The sequence below is a fragment of the Candidatus Paraluminiphilus aquimaris genome (genome assembly GCF_026230195.1).
In the GTDB taxonomy this organism is placed as follows: domain Bacteria; phylum Pseudomonadota; class Gammaproteobacteria; order Pseudomonadales; family Halieaceae; genus Luminiphilus; species Luminiphilus aquimaris.
The window spans coordinates 1,326,701-1,344,511 of the sequence record NZ_CP036501.1 but is presented as its reverse complement, the minus strand read 5'-3'; the positions used below and the strand labels follow the sequence as shown (position 1 = coordinate 1,344,511).

Sequence of the window (17,811 nt, the reverse complement as noted above, 5' to 3'; positions counted from 1 at the left end):
CTATTTCACCGAGGTAACGCGCAACACCTCTTCCAGCGTCGTCTCACCGGCCAGAATTCGGCGCTTGCCATCTGCCTGAATACCCGGGTAGTTCATGCGGGCGATTTCAAGCATCGCCTGCTCACCAACACCCTCATGAATGGCAGTACGAAGGGTCTCATCGACCTCAATTAGCTCGTAGATACCGGTGCGACCTCGATATCCCGTCATGTTGCACTTTGGACAACCCTTTGCATGATGGAGCTGAACGGGCGCATCACCCTCCAGGCCCAGCAATTCACGCTCGGCCGGTGTCGCGTCCGCTGACTCACAACAATCCGTGCATAGCAGACGAACCAGGCGCTGTGCCATGACTGCCACCAGACTCGATGACAGCAAAAAAGGCTCAACACCCATATCTTGTAGGCGCGTGACAGCACCAATGGCCGTATTCGTGTGAAGTGTGGATAGCACTAGGTGCCCTGTAAGCGAGGCTTGAACCGCGATTTCCGCCGTCTCAAGGTCGCGAATTTCGCCCACCATAACCACATCGGGATCCTGACGAAGAATCGCTCTCAAGCCACGCGCAAAGGTCATATCCACCTTTGTATTGACCTGCGTTTGACCGACACCTGGCAGCATGTACTCCACAGGGTCCTCGATGGTCAAAATATTGCGTGAAGTTTGGTTGATGCTCGAGAGACCAGCGTACAGCGTCGTTGTTTTACCCGAGCCTGTTGGCCCCGTCACCAAAATAATGCCGTGTGGACGCGCCAGTGAAGACCGGTATCCCTCGCCGACCTGCTGATTCATCTTTAACTGGCCAAGCTCAAGTTGTCCCGCCTGCTTATCCAACAATCGCAACACCACGCGCTCGCCGTGTGCCGAGGGCATTGTCGACATACGAATATCGATCGCGTGCCCTGCAATCCGCACTGAAATACGGCCATCCTGTGGGATACGCTTTTCCGCAATATCGAGCTTAGCCATCACCTTCAGCCGCGACACTAAAAGAGGTGCCAGCATTCGCTTGGGTGATAGTACCTCCGCCAACACACCATCGATTCGATAGCGAATCGATAATCGATCTTCAAAGGTTTCAATGTGAATGTCTGAAGCTTGCTCTTTCACCGCCTGAGACAAAATAGCGTTGATCAGCCGAATGATCGGCGCGTCATCCTCCGCGTCAGCGAGGTCGCCTAAATCCGGTATCTCATCGACCAGTTTCGCTAAATCAACATCGGACGATAAATCTTCAGCCACTTGCGCCGCCTGGTTTTGGCTTCGCTGGTACGCACCACTTAAACGTAGCTGAAACGTAGCTTCATCCACTTTCTCCAGTAGAAACTTCTCACCCGCTACTCTTCGCACTTCGAGCAAGGTATCGGTCTGTAACCGTCCGACATGACTGAGCACCAAACCGTCGTCGCCACGTTCCAACACCACTTGATGGGCCTTAGAGAACCCGAACGGCAACAACCCACGGACCGATTCACCGGACAGCTCAACCGTCGTTTCAAGCGGAATTGCTGCGACATCATCGAGTTTGTCAGTGGCCGTATTCACTGCTCGATCGACTCCTCATTGGCCTCAGGTAAAGACCTAACACGGTCTTCCCAAGAGGGCAGGACAGGCATCACGCTGTCATCAAGGAACCGTAAGCCTTGAGCGCGCCGCTCCCGCTGCTGATCACGAATGTAGCGATACTTTTCAGCTGTCGCACCCGCAAGGTCAGCGTCGTCGCGAATAATCGTAGAACGAATAAATACGAGTAAGTTTGACTTGGTGACTGACACCACATCGCTTCGGAAAAGACGCCCCAAAACGGGGATATCCGACAACAAAGGGACACCTTGTTGAGAGTCCTGAACGTCGTCTTTAACCAAACCGCCGAGCACGACAATATCGCCGTCTTTAGCCAGCACTTTTGTCTCGATCTTGCGCTCATTCGTGATGACGTCTGAGGCAGAGAGAACTTGCTGAGAGATACTAGAGACCTCTTGCACAATATCCATTACCACCGAGTCACCTTCATTTATCTGAGGGGTCACTTGGAGCGTCACGCCGACATTTTCACGCTGAATGGTTTGGAAGGGGTTTGCCACGCCATTGGCTGCGCCCGTATTGGTATAGCTTCCGGTAACAAAAGGCACCTGCTGTCCCACGGTAATGAAGGCCTCCTCATTGTCTAGGGTCAGGAGGCTGGGCGTTGATAAGATATTGGCGTTACCCTGTGACTCAAGCGCATTTAAGATGGTGGTCATTGTCAGACCTTCATCGACTACGCCCCAACCGAAGGTGGTTCCGGGGACTTGAGATAGGGCGCCTGCGAGATCGCGAATACCAATGTCCGTAGACTCGGAGTCCTGGGGAATAATAGCCTGTGCAATGGTGGCGTTTCGCGCCTGTTGCGCGCTACTACTACTGATGTTGCTCCCATAAAGTCCCGAGTCGTTGGCAAACAGCCACTGCAAGCCCAGCTCACGCCCTTCGACAATTTCCATCTCAACGATAATGGCCTCTACCAGCACTTGAGCGCGGCGAATATCCAGGCGCGCGATAACAGACTCTAGCGCTGCCATCTCGTCTGTATCGGCCGTGATGATGAGACTGTTTGTCCCTGCATCGGCTTCGATCGTTGATTTAGCGGCGTTCGCGGCGCGACTCCGGCCGCTCGCCTCATCATCGAGTCGAGATAGATTTTGCATTACCCGCGTCAAGACCTCGGCAACCTCCGTCGCGTCGGCATACTCAAGGTACATCACCCGAACATTACCGCTTTGCTCAAGCGGTATATCGAGGTAGTCGATCAGACTCTTGATACGTTCGATACTCAACTCATCCGCAGTCACGACGACACTGTTGGTTCGCTTATCGGCAACAAGCGTCGCCTCCTTACTCGCGTCCGCACCTTCACCTGCGCGCGACTTTTCTAGCGTCTTGAGCATTTCAACCACGTCAGTAGAGACGCCATACTTTAGCTTGATGATCTCCGTTTCTTTAACAGCAGACTGATCCATGCTGGCAATGATTTTTTCCATTCGATCAATGTTGGCGCGAATATCGGAAATGATGATCGCGTTACTCGGTGCGTAGGCCGCCATATGAGCTTGCTGGGGCACTAATGGACGGAGCACCGGAATGAGCTTTGCCGCAGAGACATTATCTAAACGTATTACCTGAGTGACATATTCTGCGTTGATGTCCGAAGTCCCCGAGATGACATCCACCGGTGAAGAGCGAGCATTTTTGTTGGGGATAACGCGGACCACGGCGCCGCTCCTGACTGCGGTATAACCGTGCACATCGAGAATGGACAGAAACAAATCGTACAACTCTGCCTTAGATACGGGCTTGCTTGATATAACTTTAATCTTGCCTTTAACAGAGGGGTCAACAACGATCGTCGTTTCGGTTACGTCAGCCACAAACTCGATGAATTCCTGAATATCCGTGTCTTTCAGATTGACCGTGAAATCCTGAGCACCCGCATGCGGAACGCACAACGCCATGAATAGGACGAGCGATTGAATCAATGCTTTAAATTTAGCCAGCTTTGCCTGCATGGTTAATAAATTCTCCTACTGGATCGTGCTCAGACTGACACTGATAGAAACAGGCGCGCCATCCCTTTCAATCTCAAATGTCGCATCGGTTGCGTCTCGCATCAATTGATAGAGACGCACGGTGTTAGTGGGGTCACTCAACGCATAGCCGTTTACCGCGGTGACAATGTCACCCGACTTAAAACCGAGTGCCGTAAATTGTGCAGTATCCCGACCGGGCGAAACGCGGTATCCCTTCAGACCGCCCTGCCCCTGTACAGCGCTGATCGACAAAAGTCCCGACAAAGACTGGGGATCGTTATAAAGCTGCTGTCGGTAGCGGGAGGCGAGACGCCGCTGTTGATTAACGTTGACGCTAGACGGCGCTGTGGTCTCTGTATTGGCGGGCTCAGCAAGCGTTTGTGCAGGCTTTGCAGCCATCTCCACAATGCCCGCGATAGTGGCATCACCAAACAGCGTTATCAGCTCGTAGGTGCCATTGTTATCAATAACCACCTGCTTGGGTAAAATTTTCGCGAGCGTAACTTTGCCATTGGCCGGCAAGGCATCACCGACGACATAAAGCTCTTGCTGCTTTTTGGCTTCGATCATCGCACTCCCAAGGCCGTCTGATGTGGACGCAATAATGCCCGTCAATTTCAGCGCCAACCGCGTCTCCTGAGCACCTGCTTCGATGCCATCACGGGGGTTAACCGACGCCACTTCCTCAATGGCCGCCTGAACTTCACTCACCGCTACCGGCCCAAACACGTCCACACCGAGAATACTCGACACATCGATTGTCTCGGCACTAAGAGATGCCCCTGAGGTGGAGGGTGCGGGGTTAATTGATACGTGCTCTTGTCGCGCCATCTGATCGCTCGGGATAAGGGCTATAACGACGTTGGCGGCACTGTTAATTACCCAGAGCACCAGAACAAGCAATAGAGCGCGCTGTAACTTAGGCAACCGCTCTGAATCGGACAGCCATCGCAACGCGCTGCGTACGCGGGCATCGATGTTCAGCTGGTTCATAATAGCGGTCGGGGTGTTCATGTTTGGTGCCTTTAAACTGCAACACGCAGTGTAGCCGAGCTAGCGCACAAAATGGTGACTAAAAAATGACAGCTATCGCGCTCCAAACCGGTTCTGACGCTTAACTTGGGTCACGTACTAGGGATTGTTCGACGGTACTGATAAGCGAATGCGCTATCTGAGAGGCATCGTTATCCTCAAGCGTCGACAAATCGCACTGATGGAAACTGCTTTCTGTACGGAGCTCAATCATGCCCCCAGCACCGTCATCGATAAGCTGCCCCTGAAGCTCAGTTTCCCATCGCTCGACAATACTGCTTGCGTCTTCACGTGGCGCATCCACCACCATAACGCCAAAACACTCCTCGGAAATCCGCGCTACCGAATCGGTATCGCGCAACCCTTCAGCAATTTTCGCCGCAACCGAGCGCAAGATTCGGTGTTGAATGTGTCGCTGCGAGAGGTTGCTCATACTCTCTAAACCCACCAATTTGAGCGCCACCAACAAGGGCGCTTTATTGCTGCGTCGGGCGCGACTTATTTCACGCTCAAGATCACGCAGTAACCCAGCTCGGTTGGCGACGTGGCTCGCGGGATCGAGAAGAACAAAATCACGAATGCGGTTCATCTCTATCAATCGGTTAATCAGGAGTGGCATTTTTGCTACGAAATCGGACAGCATTGCCATCTGGCTGCCGTCCATCATCACGGCACTACGGGGATTACCAACGTGCACACTACCGACAAGCAGTTCATGGTCCAATACAGGAATCATCAGTGTCTGTTCGATCGTACTAGTCGACTTGAAAAGCGCCGTATCGTTGAACATGCCAGAGGTCGTTCTATTCCACATAGGGTCCTCGCTGTAAAGCGAGACGAAGGAATAGCTGTCGTCCAGCAATTGCACCGCACCGGATAGGACACCAATCGCATCTAAGTGTCGATCGAGCTCACCCACCGGGTCGTGCAACCAGAGCTCGACCTGAGAACCACCGGAAAGTTGTCGAATCCCCGTTATTGACAGCTCAACAAGGTCTGCGAGGTCGGTAGCCGACAGCATCTGTCGCTCAACTACGGCAAGTTGTCGACGAGCGAACTCCGCAACGGATATCGGTGACTGGGAATCGGCAACCTGGTCGGCATTACTCATGGGATCAACCTACAAATTCAGTTTCTGCTTGTGGCACCGCTTTCGTGCCATGCGGCTAAATAAGGTGTTTCTAGTGCTCCAATCTACACGGTTTTGCTTACTCGCTGCTGCTTTTTGCACACACCGTAAATAAAGACTGCTTTACCGGTCATTCCACTAGCAAATCCATCGGAAGTCAAAGCGAATGCATGGGTTTTCCTAAGCCGCAGTTTTTGCAGAGCCTCTATGTCGGTTGATGCTTCTGCGGGCGATCCTCAATACCATCTCACCGACCACGCAATGCCGTTTTCTTATTGCGTGCGCCACATCTCTGCACTAGGTAGGAGAGAGGAGGACCCAGGAAGCGTCACACTCCCTTGCCCGGATCATTTCTGTTAAGGTTTCCCACACCTGCGGGGTGGCACTGCCTGAGATGCTGATACAGCAAACCCGTTGAACCTGAACCGGTTAGTACCGGCGTAGGAACAGGACGCTAAGCCCCAACGGGCCCTCCAGTTGTTTCTCGTCGTGCACTGACCCAAGCGCTTTGACCATCGAGCTTCGATTACCGAAGTTCGACCTGAGTAGAGGAAACCGCTTTGCCAATGATGTCCCCCCCTTATCCACCCAAAGAACGTCTAGGTTTCACCGCAAGTGCGATGATCCTGTTAGGCCAGCTGACGGTTGCGTCCCAAGCCAGTACCGCACAGCTTGAAGAGATCGTTATCACCGCGGCATTGATGAAAGCAGATATTAATCATCTCAGTGTCACGTCAGTTACCGAAAGCGATGTCCGTGCGCGAGGGGCTGCGCATTTTGAGGATCTGCTCACCCTTGTGCCAAACCTCTCCGCCTCAGCCGGCGCTTCGCGTCAGCGATTTTTCCAGATTCGAGGCATTGGTGAACGAAGCCAGTTCGTGGAGCCCATTAACCCATCCGTTATCTTGCTCCAAGACGGTGTCGATATCAGCGGTCTCGGCGGCGCACTGACCACCTTCGATACCTCGCAAGTGGACGTACTCAGAGGCCCCCAAGGCGCAATAATGGGTGCGGGAGCATTGGCGGGGCTTATTAGCACCGAAACACAGACCCCCACAAGTGATGCAAAGCTCAGCGTCGCAATGGGAATGGAGAACTACTCAGGGCGACGGCTCGAAGTCATCGCTAATGCGCCTCTTACCAATACCCTCTCCGCTCGCTTGGCTCATCAACGCTTTGCCTCCGATGGTTGGATCGAGAATACGTACCTTGGGGTCGATGACACCAACAACAGAGATGAGCAAACAACGCGTTTCGCCCTGCGTCATGTTTCTGGTCAACATAGTGTGGACATGAAGGTAAACAAGGTCGAAGTGCAAAATGGTTACGACGCCTTCTCGCTCGACAATACACGCGAAACGCTGAGCGATCAGCCGGGCGAGGATAGCCTCGATATGACGTCTGCACTCATCCGCTGGCATCGTTTTGGTGAGGACTATACGTCGATGATTCAGGTAAGCGATGTCTCGGCGGACACAGTTTACAGTTACGACGAGGACTGGAGTTATGTGGGCATCCGTCCCTTTTGGGAATACAGCTCTTTTGACTCTTACGCCCGCGACCTCAAGCGTCGCACGCTAGAATGGCGTTTAAGCCCGAGCAATAGCGATGCGACCGACTGGGTGGCCGGGGTCTACGCACGGCAAGACGAGGAGTCTCTTAATCGCGACTACACCTACTTAGACGCGGCATTTGGCAGCCTTAATAAGGCCGATACGCTTGCACTCTACGGACAGTTATCTCACTCACTTACCGACGATATTACGCTCACGCTAGGAACCAGACTCGAGCAGCGCGAGGTTAACTATCGCGACTCAGCCGGCGTTACAGAGAGCTTCAATGACAATTATTGGACAGGAAACGTCTCTGTAAACTGGCGGATAACCGAAACGGGGTCGGTGTTTGCGACGATCTCGCGTGGCGTTCGTGCCGGGGGTGTTAACCCCTCGCTCTCCTCGACGTTATTGAGCTTGGTTGATGAGATTGACGTATCGGCTTTTGCCGACGCCACACGTTTTGACGAGGAACGCCTGCTCAATACGGAGCTTGGGTACCGGTTTAGTAGCGCGGATAATCGTGTTAGTGGATCCATCACGCTATTCAATATGGACAGGGGTGACCAGCAGGTCAAAGGGTCTCTCGTCATACCGCGCAGCGACGGCAGCACGTCCTTTACCGACTTTACAGATAATGCAGCAAGTGGCACGAACCGCGGTTTGGAAGCGACACTGGACTGGCGTGTGGCACCATCGCTGGGCGTCTCAGCATTTATCGCCCGACTCGATGCGCAGTTTGACACCTACGTCAATATCGACAGCACTGACCTGTCAGGCCGAGATCAGCCGCAAGCACCCGCTGATCAATATCGATTGAGCGCTACTTGGGATATGGCTAAAAACGTTTCCGCCTCGCTAGAAGTCACGGGACGGGATGCGTTTTTTCTCTCCGATCGACACGACATTCAGTCGCCGTCGGCTCGCCTGGTCAATGCCAATATCGCTTGGCAAATCGGCGCTTGGGAGGTCACTGTTTGGGGGCGAAATCTGCAAGATAAGAAAACGGTTACCCGCGGATTCGGAACGTTTGGCAATGACCCGAGAAAAGAGTACGTCCTCGAGCCCTATTATCAATTTGGTGAGCCGCGTACAGTGGGCGCAACGATGCGTTATCAATTTGGAGACAGACTGTGAGAGTAACCGCTGAGCTCAGCTTGTATCCGCTCGCTGGCGAAATTGAGGGTCCGGTATGGGCCTTCATCGAGCATATTATTGCTGCTAACCGCTGCAGTGCGGCGACGAATTCGATGAGCACGCAAATCACCGGCGAGAGTCGTGATGTTTTCGACTGCGTCCGAGACGCGCTCGAAGCCAGTTATGCCCAATTTGGTCGTCAGGTCTTAGTCGCAAAGTTTATTCCTGAGCATCACACCGACATCGAGCCACCTCAATCCTAATGGGCGAGCTGGAGACCATAGCGGTTGTTTTAGCACTCGCCTATTTACTGCTCGCCATGCGACAAAATCGGTTCTGTTGGGTGGCCGCATTTTTGAGTGCGCTTATCTATCTTGTCATTTTCGCCGACGTAAAGCTGTACATGGAGGCTGGGTTACAAGTCATCTATGCAGTGATGGCTGTCGTCGGATGGGTATTTTGGGGTCAAAACGACAGCGCAGAGACCTTGGCAGTTTCGACGCGACCCGCGAGTTTTCACTTACTGACATTAGTCACTATCGGTTTTTGCACACTGGTGTCAGGCGCTTTGTTAACAACTTATACGGATGCTGCAAGACCCTTCATTGACGCAGGTACGACCGTCTCAGCCATTCTTTGCACGTGGATGGTGACGCGGAAAATACTTGAGAACTGGCTTTATTGGATCGTCATTAACGCCGTATCGGTTTGGCTCTTCATGGATCGCGGCCTGTCTTTAACCTCTGGATTATTTGCGCTTTACATCGTTTTGTCGGTGATTGGATACATATCGTGGCGACGCACGATGGCCCACCCTTAGCCCAAATTAGGGAGGCGCTTAATGCCTGGCCGAATTGGCGTAAGGGGGCGCCCATAGAGAATGAGCGCCCTGACGTCGGTGAAGTCCTCGGGGTAGGCTCTGCTAACACCGTGTTTTCGCTCCAAAGAGCCCCCAATTTCGTTCTTCGCGCTCGCCACAATGCGCGGTCAATGAGCTTAAACCCTCCGGATCGAGAGCTCGCAATTTGGCGACAAGCAGCTCGCTTAGACTTAGCGCCACCGATCGCCTGGGCGAGCAAAAACTCTGACGTTGTCGTCACGTCGAGACTGCATTTTGACCTCGTCGACGAGGAGGAGCACAGCGAACTGCTGATGCGCATCCATGAAAGTGGGCTCGAAGCACCGAGGCTCTCCTTAGAGCAAACTGCAGAACACTACACCGCAGCCATCAGATCGAGAGGCCTCGCTCATCTCGCCATCGACTTTAATGCCCAGGCTATCCGCGCGGACTTACGCCGACTCGATAACGAGTCCCCGTGTTTTTGCCACAACGATCTCACGTCCAGTAATATCGGACGCTTGGAGAATCGCTATTTCGCCATCGATTGGGAGTATGCGGCGTGTGGTAGCCGCCATTTTGATATTGCCGTTGCATCACAAAATATGGAGAGCGCCGCGCGGGATCGCTTCGCTGAAAGGACAGCAGGCGTTTCGTTTAACCGACCCACGTGGCAAGCTGCCTGCCGCGTGGAGCGGCTTATGGACCATTTGTGGACATTAGCCGTTTTGGGAAGAGCTGAAATTGAGCAAAGCAAAGAGATCCTAGCTAAAAATTGGATACCCCATGAGTGAGACCTGGCATATTTTAGGTGTCGGAAGTATCGGCGGGCTGTTTGCCCATCGCCTACATCACGGTGGCGCAACCGTCCGTCTCCTCGCTCGGTCGCGCACCTCGGCCAATCGAACCATTCGACTAACGACCCCTGAATCAGACCAGTCGATAAGGTTTAACTGCGTCTCAGTGGCGGACGAGGGTGACATTTCGCATCTACTGATCACGTCAAAAAGCTGGGCGGCTGGTTTAGCGTTGCAGAAGGTGCGTCATCGGATAAATCACCAAACGACGCTCGTGGCCATGATGAATGGGATGCAACACATTGCTGATCTCCGTGCGGTAGCGCCGGAGTGTCCACTGTTCCTTGCTTCAACTACCGCGGGCTGTCATCGAGATAAAGACCGCTGGATTGCTGCGGGCACGGGAAAAACGCTGATTGGCCATCCAACTGGAAGCGCCGCCCCAACCTGGTTTGAGACCTGGCAACGCGGCGTTCCGGCGCTTGAGTGGTGCACCGATATCGACGAGCGACTCATTGAAAAGGTTGCGATCAATGCCTGTATCAACCCCCTCACCGCCGTGCATCGGGTCAAAAATGGTGCCTTGTTGAGCGAGGCGTTTAAGGCAGAGAGCAACTCGGTCATTTCCGAGGTGGTGGCCATCCTCGAAGAGCTCGGCCACACCAAGTTAGCATCTGGCCTTCACAGTACGGTTCGAGCCGTAATGACTGACACTGCGGAAAACACCTCGTCAATGCTCAGCGACGTGCTTGCTGGTAGACGGACAGAAGCAGACTCCATTTTGGGCTGGCTCTTAACTCAGTCAACCCACGATCGACCCACCTTGCGCGCTCTGCTCAGTCAGCTGCAATCGATTGAGCCAGATTCGTAATGGCGGCTCTCCAAATTCGCTCGTCACTCGTATCCACAATAACGGTGTGACCCAAAGCACGCTTACTGCCTCTCGCGTACTCGGTGAGCAATTCGCAGACACCTTGCTGGCAGTTCACATTAACCGCTATCACGCTCACGCCGTCGCTTGGAACCTGTGGTGCGACACCCTCGTTCTCTATTGACGTCCACCGGGGGGGCAACCCCTTAGAAAAAACAGCCCCAACCCATCGAGGGCTGAAGGTCTCAGGCAGTAGCGTTGCCGGCGATAGGCGTGTTGTATCGACGTGTAAGCTGTACGCGCGTTCCTCCCAACTCAAACTGAACAAGCTAAGCGCGGACAGCAAACACAGCGCAGGGAGGATCAAAAGGGTTCTTAATCGCCTCGTACGGCCAGGCTTATCCACGTCGAGCTCAGAGCTGACCGCAACTTCCTCCCCGTCCGAGGCTAATCTCGAGCTCACGAGGGCCGATAGCACTGACCGATTGACTGGCTCAAGCCAGCGATAACTTCGTGATAGCCGGTCCTCTAAGTCAGCCGCACAAGGCCTTAAGCTTGGGTCCAATCGCGTTGCTGCAGCCGCAATATTGATCACATCGCCGAGTATGTCTGCCGCAGGCGCCGCGGTGCCAATGCTTACTGACACGGGTTGTCTGGCATCGTCCACCACAATTTCCGGTGTGCGTTGTGTGACCAACCAAATGAGAATAGCGCCCACTGACCAGGTATCAACGGTGGGTAGCCCTGCTCTCTTTGCATGACGCTCCGGTGCACTAAAGCCAATGGTTGCGCTTGATGAGAGGGCTTCACCAACACGGCTGCAAGACTCGAAGTCCAACAGTCGCACCTGACCGTTTAAATCAATCACCACATTATTAGGCGATAGATCTCCGTGGACGAGACTCAAGCACTCCAGACACCGCAGGGCACTCAGTAAGTCTTTCGCGATGGCGCAAATACTTTCAGGGCTTAGTTCACCTACTAGCTGACTTAAGGCAATACCTTCGACGTATTCGCTCACCAACCAAGACTGGTCGCCATGAGGAATCGCTCCGAATAAGGTGGGGATCGCCGGGTGATCAACTTCAACGCGTGCCCGTAAACTTTTGATTCGTTCGTCCCCCTGATTGCCCTCACCGTCCTCAAACGCCGTGACTTTCTTAACGGTAACGAGACGCCCAAGTAGTTGATCACGGGCAAGCCAAACCTCCGCTTGGGGACCCAGACCGAGTCGCTCCAGCAGTGTCAGCCGAGTCACTGAACCGGCCTCATTCGATAATAATTTGAGCGACGTAAATGACTTAAGTCTCATGTTGGCCTCGTCTCTATAAGTCGAAGTCGACTGGCTATGGCCGCTTTGGAGATCCTGAGCTCTCGGCTCAATGCCTGAAGATTCCGACCCACAGCGTCAACGGCCGTCAAAATTTCGGTGTCTGAGCAATCGGCGGCAAGGCGGACGGTAGGTATGGTCGCTACGCGTCGATAGAGGGCTGCGCGAGACAGACCTAACCGGCGTGCCGTCTCAGCCACTTCAAACTCGGACTGCTCGTACACGGTCGTTATGTCTGCGTCGGTGACAGGGTCCATGGGCGTTGAATCCCTGTTTCGAGTGTGAATGACAAAATGACGGGGCGCCAAGCGACTTTCAGCGTTGTGCTGCAGCGATAGCGCAAAACGCTGTGCGCTGAGCAGAAGCTCACGGACATTACCGGGCCAATCTCTGTGAAGCGCGTCATAAAGGAAGTTGGCCCATGCTGCAGTCTCACGAGGAGAGCGCTTCAAGTCTTGGAAGAGGCCCTTTGTTTGCTCTGATGTTGCCAGTAGGATCCCCACGTCTTCCCGACGCTCTCTCAAGGCAGGCAGTTCAATCGTAATCCCGGAAAGCCGCTGTAATAACGCATGTTTAAAACCGCGGGTGTCGTCGAGATTAGCGTCACTGGCGGCGATGATGCGGGCATCGACGGACGTGGGCCGTCCACCTACCACCTGAATCTCACCCGTTTGCAATGCTCTGAGTAATTTAGGTTGTATCGAGACAGGTAGGTCACCAATCTCATCCAAAAATAAGGTGCCTTTATTGGCTTGAGCAAAATAACCTGTTCGCTTTTCAGCGCCCGTAAAAGCACCCCGCGCACTGCCAAATAACTCAGCTTCCGCAAGCGTTTCAGGCAGTGCTGCCATGTTCAGGACAACGAGCGATTTAGCTGAGCGAGCACTTGCCGTATGAATGGCGGTGGCGACCACTTCCTTACCCACTCCCGACTCGCCACGAAGGAGCACGGGGAGATCTGAGTTTGCGGCGATATGGATTAACCGCCTGACGTGCACCGCCTGAGGGGAGGCGCCAACGAAAGTGGAGTGGGCGTTAGCGGATTGATCTGACGTGTCAGCGCCAAGACTAAGCCAACAAACAACTCCGTGTCCAAAGCGAAGGGCAAGGCCCCGTTGAAGCTCCTTAAACGTGAGTGACATTGTGGACGTTTTTTGCGGACCCAGGTGGGTGTAGGACCTCTCGGATACGCATTGCAACTCGAGTCCACGCGCATGGTACTTAAGCTTCAGCGCCCGCCGGCTGACGTGAGGCTCGCCGAGTCCTACGCCGTCTTCGAATAGCGGTGCTTCACGCCCAATAAATGCTGCGTCCAGACGCAATGCACCTGAGGGTTCGATAACCCCCAGATTTAGAGAAGCGCCAATGCGTGCCCGATCGGGGTGGAAGATCATCGTCAACCGAAGTCGACGTGAAGCCACCCCCTCACCAGACTCTCCTGTACGCAGCGGCGCCCTGGTCTTTTCGCCAGGTTGCATGCTTCCCCCAGAATGAAATCGTTGCTTTTTATTTATATTTTCTTAGCCCTGAGACTAGACGACAGCGTCACTCACCGAGCATTTGTCTAGGTTTTGTCGCGAATTCAGACGGTACTGTGAAAGATGATCAAACGTCTGATTTGCTCAACGACAACAAATAAAAGGCAGCCGCCCCACCCAAAAGGGCAGAGAGGCCAACCCCACCGAAATACAGCTGATAACCAACCGCATTCCCGTAAGTGTCAATCAGATAGGTATTAATGAGCGGCATGTAGATATCGGGGGTGTAACCAATCATCGAAACCAGCCCTATCGCTAAACCCGCTCGTCGCGGCTCTACCCGCGTGGTGTTGAAAGATGCCCAGTAGATACCACGAACACCGTAAATCACGACGGAGGATGTCGCTACCGCAAAATACAGAAGTGTATAAGGCGAGTCGGCGGGCAAAATCAAAAGTGCGATCAGAGAGAACCCCGCGAGTAAAATAGCAATGCCGAGCGACCTCACTGGGTGGAATCGATCACCGATAAACCCTGCGAGAACAGCGCCTATCGGTCGCATCCACAGACGAACTGTTGTCAGTGCCGCAACCGCTATGGCGTCAAGACCGAACTGCGTCTGCAAAAATGCGGAGTACGTGTAGGTTGCCCAGAACACCTGATAGCCCGTAAGAATGCAGATGGCGACTAGCCACACACGGATATTTAAAAGAAGTCCGATCAAATCGTCTAAGGTCTGTCTCAGCGTGGCCTTCGCGGTCTGATCTCCCAATCCCTCGCCGCCCGCCGCGTCCGATGCCGTATCCTTCAACACAAACCAGAGCAACGCACCGATGACCAAGCAGACACCGCTATAAAAATAAATCACTTGCACCATTGCCGTCTCATCGACCGCACCCAAGGAGGAGACCGCAAACGCAAACCCGGCTACAGCAATCGTGGCAAGCAATGCCTCAAACAAACCACGCCCACCTTCCAACAAACCAAAAAATCTTGCTTGCTGATCCTGAGGAGCCAGTAAAGAGCAGCCTTTTATAAGTGCCGCCCAGAATGTGAGCCCGGTTGTGATGCCCCACAGTCCAAATATCACAGTTATCCATGTAGCCTCGGGGAGTGACCCGTACCAGAGACCAATCACGCCGGTCATCGCAACAGAAAACGTCAATAATGACCGCGGTGAAAATCGGTCAGCCAACCATCCGCTCGGAACATAACTGAGAAAAAAAGACGTACCGAGCACACTGTGCGCAACGTTGAGTTGTGCAAGGCTAATGTCCAAGGTCGCGAGTAACGTCAGCTCGAAGTTTTGCCGTAAATACAGCAGCGGGTAGATTGCACCGCCTGCCATCATGAGAAAGAGTAATTTGACGTACCGCTGAATGCCTTCGCTTGAAAGAGCCGTCGTTGTTTTTGTTTTCATGGTCATAGCTTAACCCGCTTGTGATGCACTCGTCTTCTTAAGCGGCTGTTTAAGGAAAGCGTCACTGGTGGCAGCCAAGAAAAAGGGCGCCGAAGCGCCCTTTCATTTTTCTCTATGGGGTAACAGCCTTAACCCGTTGGAACATCCGTAAACGGAATCCCTTTGTCCATGCGAGGCTCTTGTGGCAACCCGAGAACGCGCTCAGCGATGATATTCGTCATAATCTCATCGGTACCGCCGGCAATACGCAAACCGGGTGCACCCATGTAAGACCCGATAATATTATCCGCAAGCTTCGAGCGGCTGGTGTCCCAAATAGCACCGGATGTCTCCAGAAGGTCCATACAAAAAGACGCCAGCTGCTGCATTTTTGGAGCACCCACAAGTTTACCAATGGAGTTCTCAGGCCCGGGAATGTCGCCACGCGACAGCGCGGAGAGGGTGCGGTAGCTGGTGTATTTAAGCCCGGCCTCCTCGACGTAGAAACTCGCAAGGCGCGCTTTAACCGCACTGTCCTCGATTGCAGGCTTGCCGTCGATCATGACTTCCTTCGCCAATTGGATCGCCAGCTTGACGTTCACGCCGCTACTACCGGCGCCAATTGCAGCGCGCTCGTTCATCAGCGTTGTCAGCGAAACCTGCCAACCCTGTCCGACTTCACCCAAGCGCTGCGAATCGGGGACGCGCACGTCCGTGAAGTAAACCTCATTAAAGTCAGACTCACCCGTGAGCTGTTTGATGGGTTTAACCTCGATGCCTGGAGACTTCATATCAATAAAGAAGTAACTCAAGCCTTTGTGCTTCGGCACACTCGGGTCGGTTCGGACAACCACGCAGCCAAAGTCCGAATAGTGCGCACCCGACGTCCAGATTTTCTGGCCGTTGATGACCCACTCATCGCCGTCTTTCTCTGCTTTGGTTCGCAGCGCCGCTAAGTCAGAACCACCAGCGGGCTCCGAGAATAGCTGGCACCAAATCTCTTCGCCGCTCGCAAGCTTTGGAAGGTAGCGCTCGAGGTGCTGCGGCTGCGCGTACGCCATGAGCGTTGGTGCCATCATGCCTTGACCAATGACAAAAAAGCCCGCGGGCACGTCGTACTTGGCCTCTTCCTGCTTCCAGATGACTTGCTCAATGGCGGACGCACCGCGACCACCGTAAGCCGGGTCCCAGCCAATACAGGCCCAGCCCGCATCGTACTTACGCTTCTGCCAGAGCTTCGCCACTTCCAGGCGGTTCATGCCCTTGATTTCGTCTTTAGAAGGAACGTTTGCCGCAAGCCAATCGGCTGCCGCTTCACGAAACGCTGCCTGTTCGGGAGTATCGTTAAAATCCATGATTAGTCTCTCTTCTTCTCGTCTCGTTTTATTCTTTAAGCCGTAGCGGCCAGACCATCGACCAGGCGACTTTGCCACTGCTTCTCACTACCGACTGCCAAGCTTAAAAGTTTCGCGCGTCGGTAATAAAACTGGCAATCAAATTCCCAGGTAAAGCCCATACCACCGTGGGTCTGAATGTTTTCTTCGGCTGCAAATAGCGAGGCTTGAATCGCCGCCACACGTGTTGTCGCTGCCGCAACCGCAAGGTCACTTGCGCCTGCATTCAATGCCCATGCACCGTAATAGGCGTTGCTGCGCGCCAGGGTGTTTTTCACGTACATCTTAGCCAACTTGTGCTTAATAGCCTGGTAAGACGCAATCGAGCGGCCAAAGGCGAAACGACCCAATGCGTATTCACGCGCCTGCTCTAGTGCGCGATCGGCGATACCGATCTGCTCCCACGCAAACAAAATGGCGGCTGTGTTCATGAGTGATTCAACCGCCGCCCAGCCTGCACCTTCTTCACCCAGCACCTCAGCGCAAGCGCCGTTGAATATGAGTTCTGCGTGTCCGCGGCTGAAGTCGATCATCTGTACATTGTCTTTATCTATGCAGTCCTGGCTTAAGTCGACCAATGCCAGCGTTGCGCCATCACCTTTGTCGGCGGCGCAGACAACGATGGCAACGTCGGCGATGCCACCGTCGGCCACGGGCAACTTCGTTCCGTTGATTACGCCGTCAGACAATGTCGTGCGCATTAGATCCGGTGTAACGGCACCTCCCGCCTCACCCATAGCAAAACAGCCAATGGCTGAACCGTCAGCAAACTTGGGTAGCCACGCTTCTTTTTGCGCTTCCGTACCCAGCGCCATGATGGCCTCTGCAGCAAGGTAGACCGTTGAACTGAAAGGCACCGGTGCACAAGCGCGACCCAGTTCCTCGGCAATGACCACGAGCTCCAAGCTCGACATGCCCAGGCCACCGTACTCCTCAGGAATCGTGGTTGCGGTCCAGCCCATTTCTGCAATGCCTTTGTAAAGGTCGGCGTCGTGAGTCTCGCGGTTGTTCAACACGCGGCGAACCAGTGTTGTAGGGCAATGTTGGGACAGGTAGTTGCGCGCCTGATCCCGCAGCATTTGCTGTTCTTCAGAAAACTCGAAGTTCATGCGTTGGTCTCTATTGTTGTTAGTTGTAGCCTAAGAGTAGCGAGCGGCAGTCCGACTGCCAATACATTGATGCGATTTTGGTAGGACAGAGGTGGTAGAAAACGGTAGCAGCAGATCAGCGAGGAGAGTGACGAACACCACGCAACCCAACGTCAATAAACCCAGTGCCCCCCATCAC

The 17,811-nt window shown here is 53.8% G+C and carries 14 protein-coding genes and 1 riboswitch; of the genes, 5 read left to right on the top strand and 9 right to left on the bottom strand.

Annotation, left to right across the window (positions count from 1 at the left end):
• The 4 genes from gspE to E0F26_RS06130 all read right to left on the bottom strand — a co-directional run bounded on the left by gspE (position 1) and on the right by E0F26_RS06130 (position 5,709).
• Positions 1-1,545, bottom strand: coding sequence for a type II secretion system ATPase GspE (gene gspE, locus E0F26_RS06145; protein WP_420887696.1), 1,545 nt, complete (start codon positions 1,543-1,545; stop codon positions 1-3).
• The gene (gspD, locus tag E0F26_RS06140) at positions 1,542-3,545 is read right to left on the bottom strand and encodes a type II secretion system secretin GspD (RefSeq protein WP_279243161.1); all 2,004 of its coding nucleotides are present in this window, start codon (positions 3,543-3,545) and stop codon (positions 1,542-1,544) included. Before gspD ends, gspE begins: the two co-directional genes overlap by 4 nt.
• Positions 3,546-3,560: 15 nt before the next feature.
• Positions 3,561-4,580 (bottom strand): type II secretion system protein GspC, encoded by a 1,020-nt coding sequence (gene gspC, locus E0F26_RS06135; RefSeq protein WP_279243160.1) that lies wholly within the window; start codon positions 4,578-4,580, stop codon positions 3,561-3,563.
• Positions 4,581-4,680: 100 nt separating this feature from the next.
• Complete coding sequence (locus E0F26_RS06130; protein WP_279243159.1) at positions 4,681-5,709, bottom strand: GGDEF domain-containing protein; 1,029 nt, start codon at positions 5,707-5,709, stop codon at positions 4,681-4,683.
• A gap of 383 nt (positions 5,710-6,092) precedes the next feature.
• Positions 6,093-6,191: riboswitch (TPP riboswitch) on the top strand.
• A gap of 102 nt (positions 6,192-6,293) precedes the next feature.
• Here E0F26_RS06130 and E0F26_RS06125 point away from each other — a divergent pair.
• The 5 genes from E0F26_RS06125 (at position 6,294) to E0F26_RS06105 (ending at position 10,923) form a co-directional block, all read left to right on the top strand.
• Positions 6,294-8,417 (top strand): TonB-dependent receptor, encoded by a 2,124-nt coding sequence (locus tag E0F26_RS06125; protein WP_279243199.1) that lies wholly within the window; start codon positions 6,294-6,296, stop codon positions 8,415-8,417.
• Positions 8,414-8,680 (top strand): hypothetical protein, encoded by a 267-nt coding sequence (locus E0F26_RS06120; protein ID WP_279243158.1) that lies wholly within the window; start codon positions 8,414-8,416, stop codon positions 8,678-8,680. Before E0F26_RS06125 ends, E0F26_RS06120 begins: the two co-directional genes overlap by 4 nt.
• On the top strand, positions 8,680-9,237 hold the full coding sequence (gene pnuC, locus E0F26_RS06115) for a nicotinamide riboside transporter PnuC (protein WP_279243157.1): 558 nt from the start codon (positions 8,680-8,682) through the stop codon (positions 9,235-9,237). Before E0F26_RS06120 ends, pnuC begins: the two co-directional genes overlap by 1 nt.
• A gap of 170 nt (positions 9,238-9,407) precedes the next feature.
• On the top strand, positions 9,408-10,049 hold the full coding sequence (locus tag E0F26_RS06110) for a phosphotransferase (RefSeq protein WP_279243156.1): 642 nt from the start codon (positions 9,408-9,410) through the stop codon (positions 10,047-10,049).
• A complete protein-coding gene (locus E0F26_RS06105) occupies positions 10,042-10,923 on the top strand; it encodes a ketopantoate reductase family protein (protein WP_279243155.1) in 882 nt (293 codons plus the stop codon). The genes E0F26_RS06110 and E0F26_RS06105 overlap by 8 nt, the downstream gene beginning before the upstream one ends.
• Here the strand turns inward: E0F26_RS06105 and E0F26_RS06100 are convergent.
• The 5 genes from E0F26_RS06100 to E0F26_RS06080 form a co-directional block, all read right to left on the bottom strand.
• Positions 10,889-12,235 carry a protein kinase domain-containing protein gene (locus E0F26_RS06100; protein ID WP_279243154.1) on the bottom strand — a complete coding sequence of 449 codons (1,347 nt, stop codon included), beginning with the start codon at positions 12,233-12,235 and terminating at the stop codon, positions 10,889-10,891. The genes E0F26_RS06105 and E0F26_RS06100 overlap by 35 nt on opposite strands.
• Positions 12,232-13,731, bottom strand: coding sequence for a sigma 54-interacting transcriptional regulator (locus E0F26_RS06095; protein WP_279243153.1), 1,500 nt, complete (start codon positions 13,729-13,731; stop codon positions 12,232-12,234). Before E0F26_RS06095 ends, E0F26_RS06100 begins: the two co-directional genes overlap by 4 nt.
• Before the next feature lie 127 nt (positions 13,732-13,858).
• The gene (locus E0F26_RS06090) at positions 13,859-15,151 is read right to left on the bottom strand and encodes an MFS transporter (RefSeq protein ID WP_279243152.1); all 1,293 of its coding nucleotides are present in this window, start codon (positions 15,149-15,151) and stop codon (positions 13,859-13,861) included.
• 128 nt (positions 15,152-15,279) lie between these two features.
• A complete protein-coding gene (locus tag E0F26_RS06085; RefSeq protein WP_279243151.1) occupies positions 15,280-16,485 on the bottom strand; it encodes an acyl-CoA dehydrogenase family protein in 1,206 nt (401 codons plus the stop codon).
• A 35-nt stretch (positions 16,486-16,520) separates the two neighbouring features.
• A complete protein-coding gene (locus tag E0F26_RS06080) occupies positions 16,521-17,633 on the bottom strand; it encodes an acyl-CoA dehydrogenase family protein (protein WP_279243150.1) in 1,113 nt (370 codons plus the stop codon).
• Positions 17,634-17,811 lie beyond the last annotated feature (178 nt).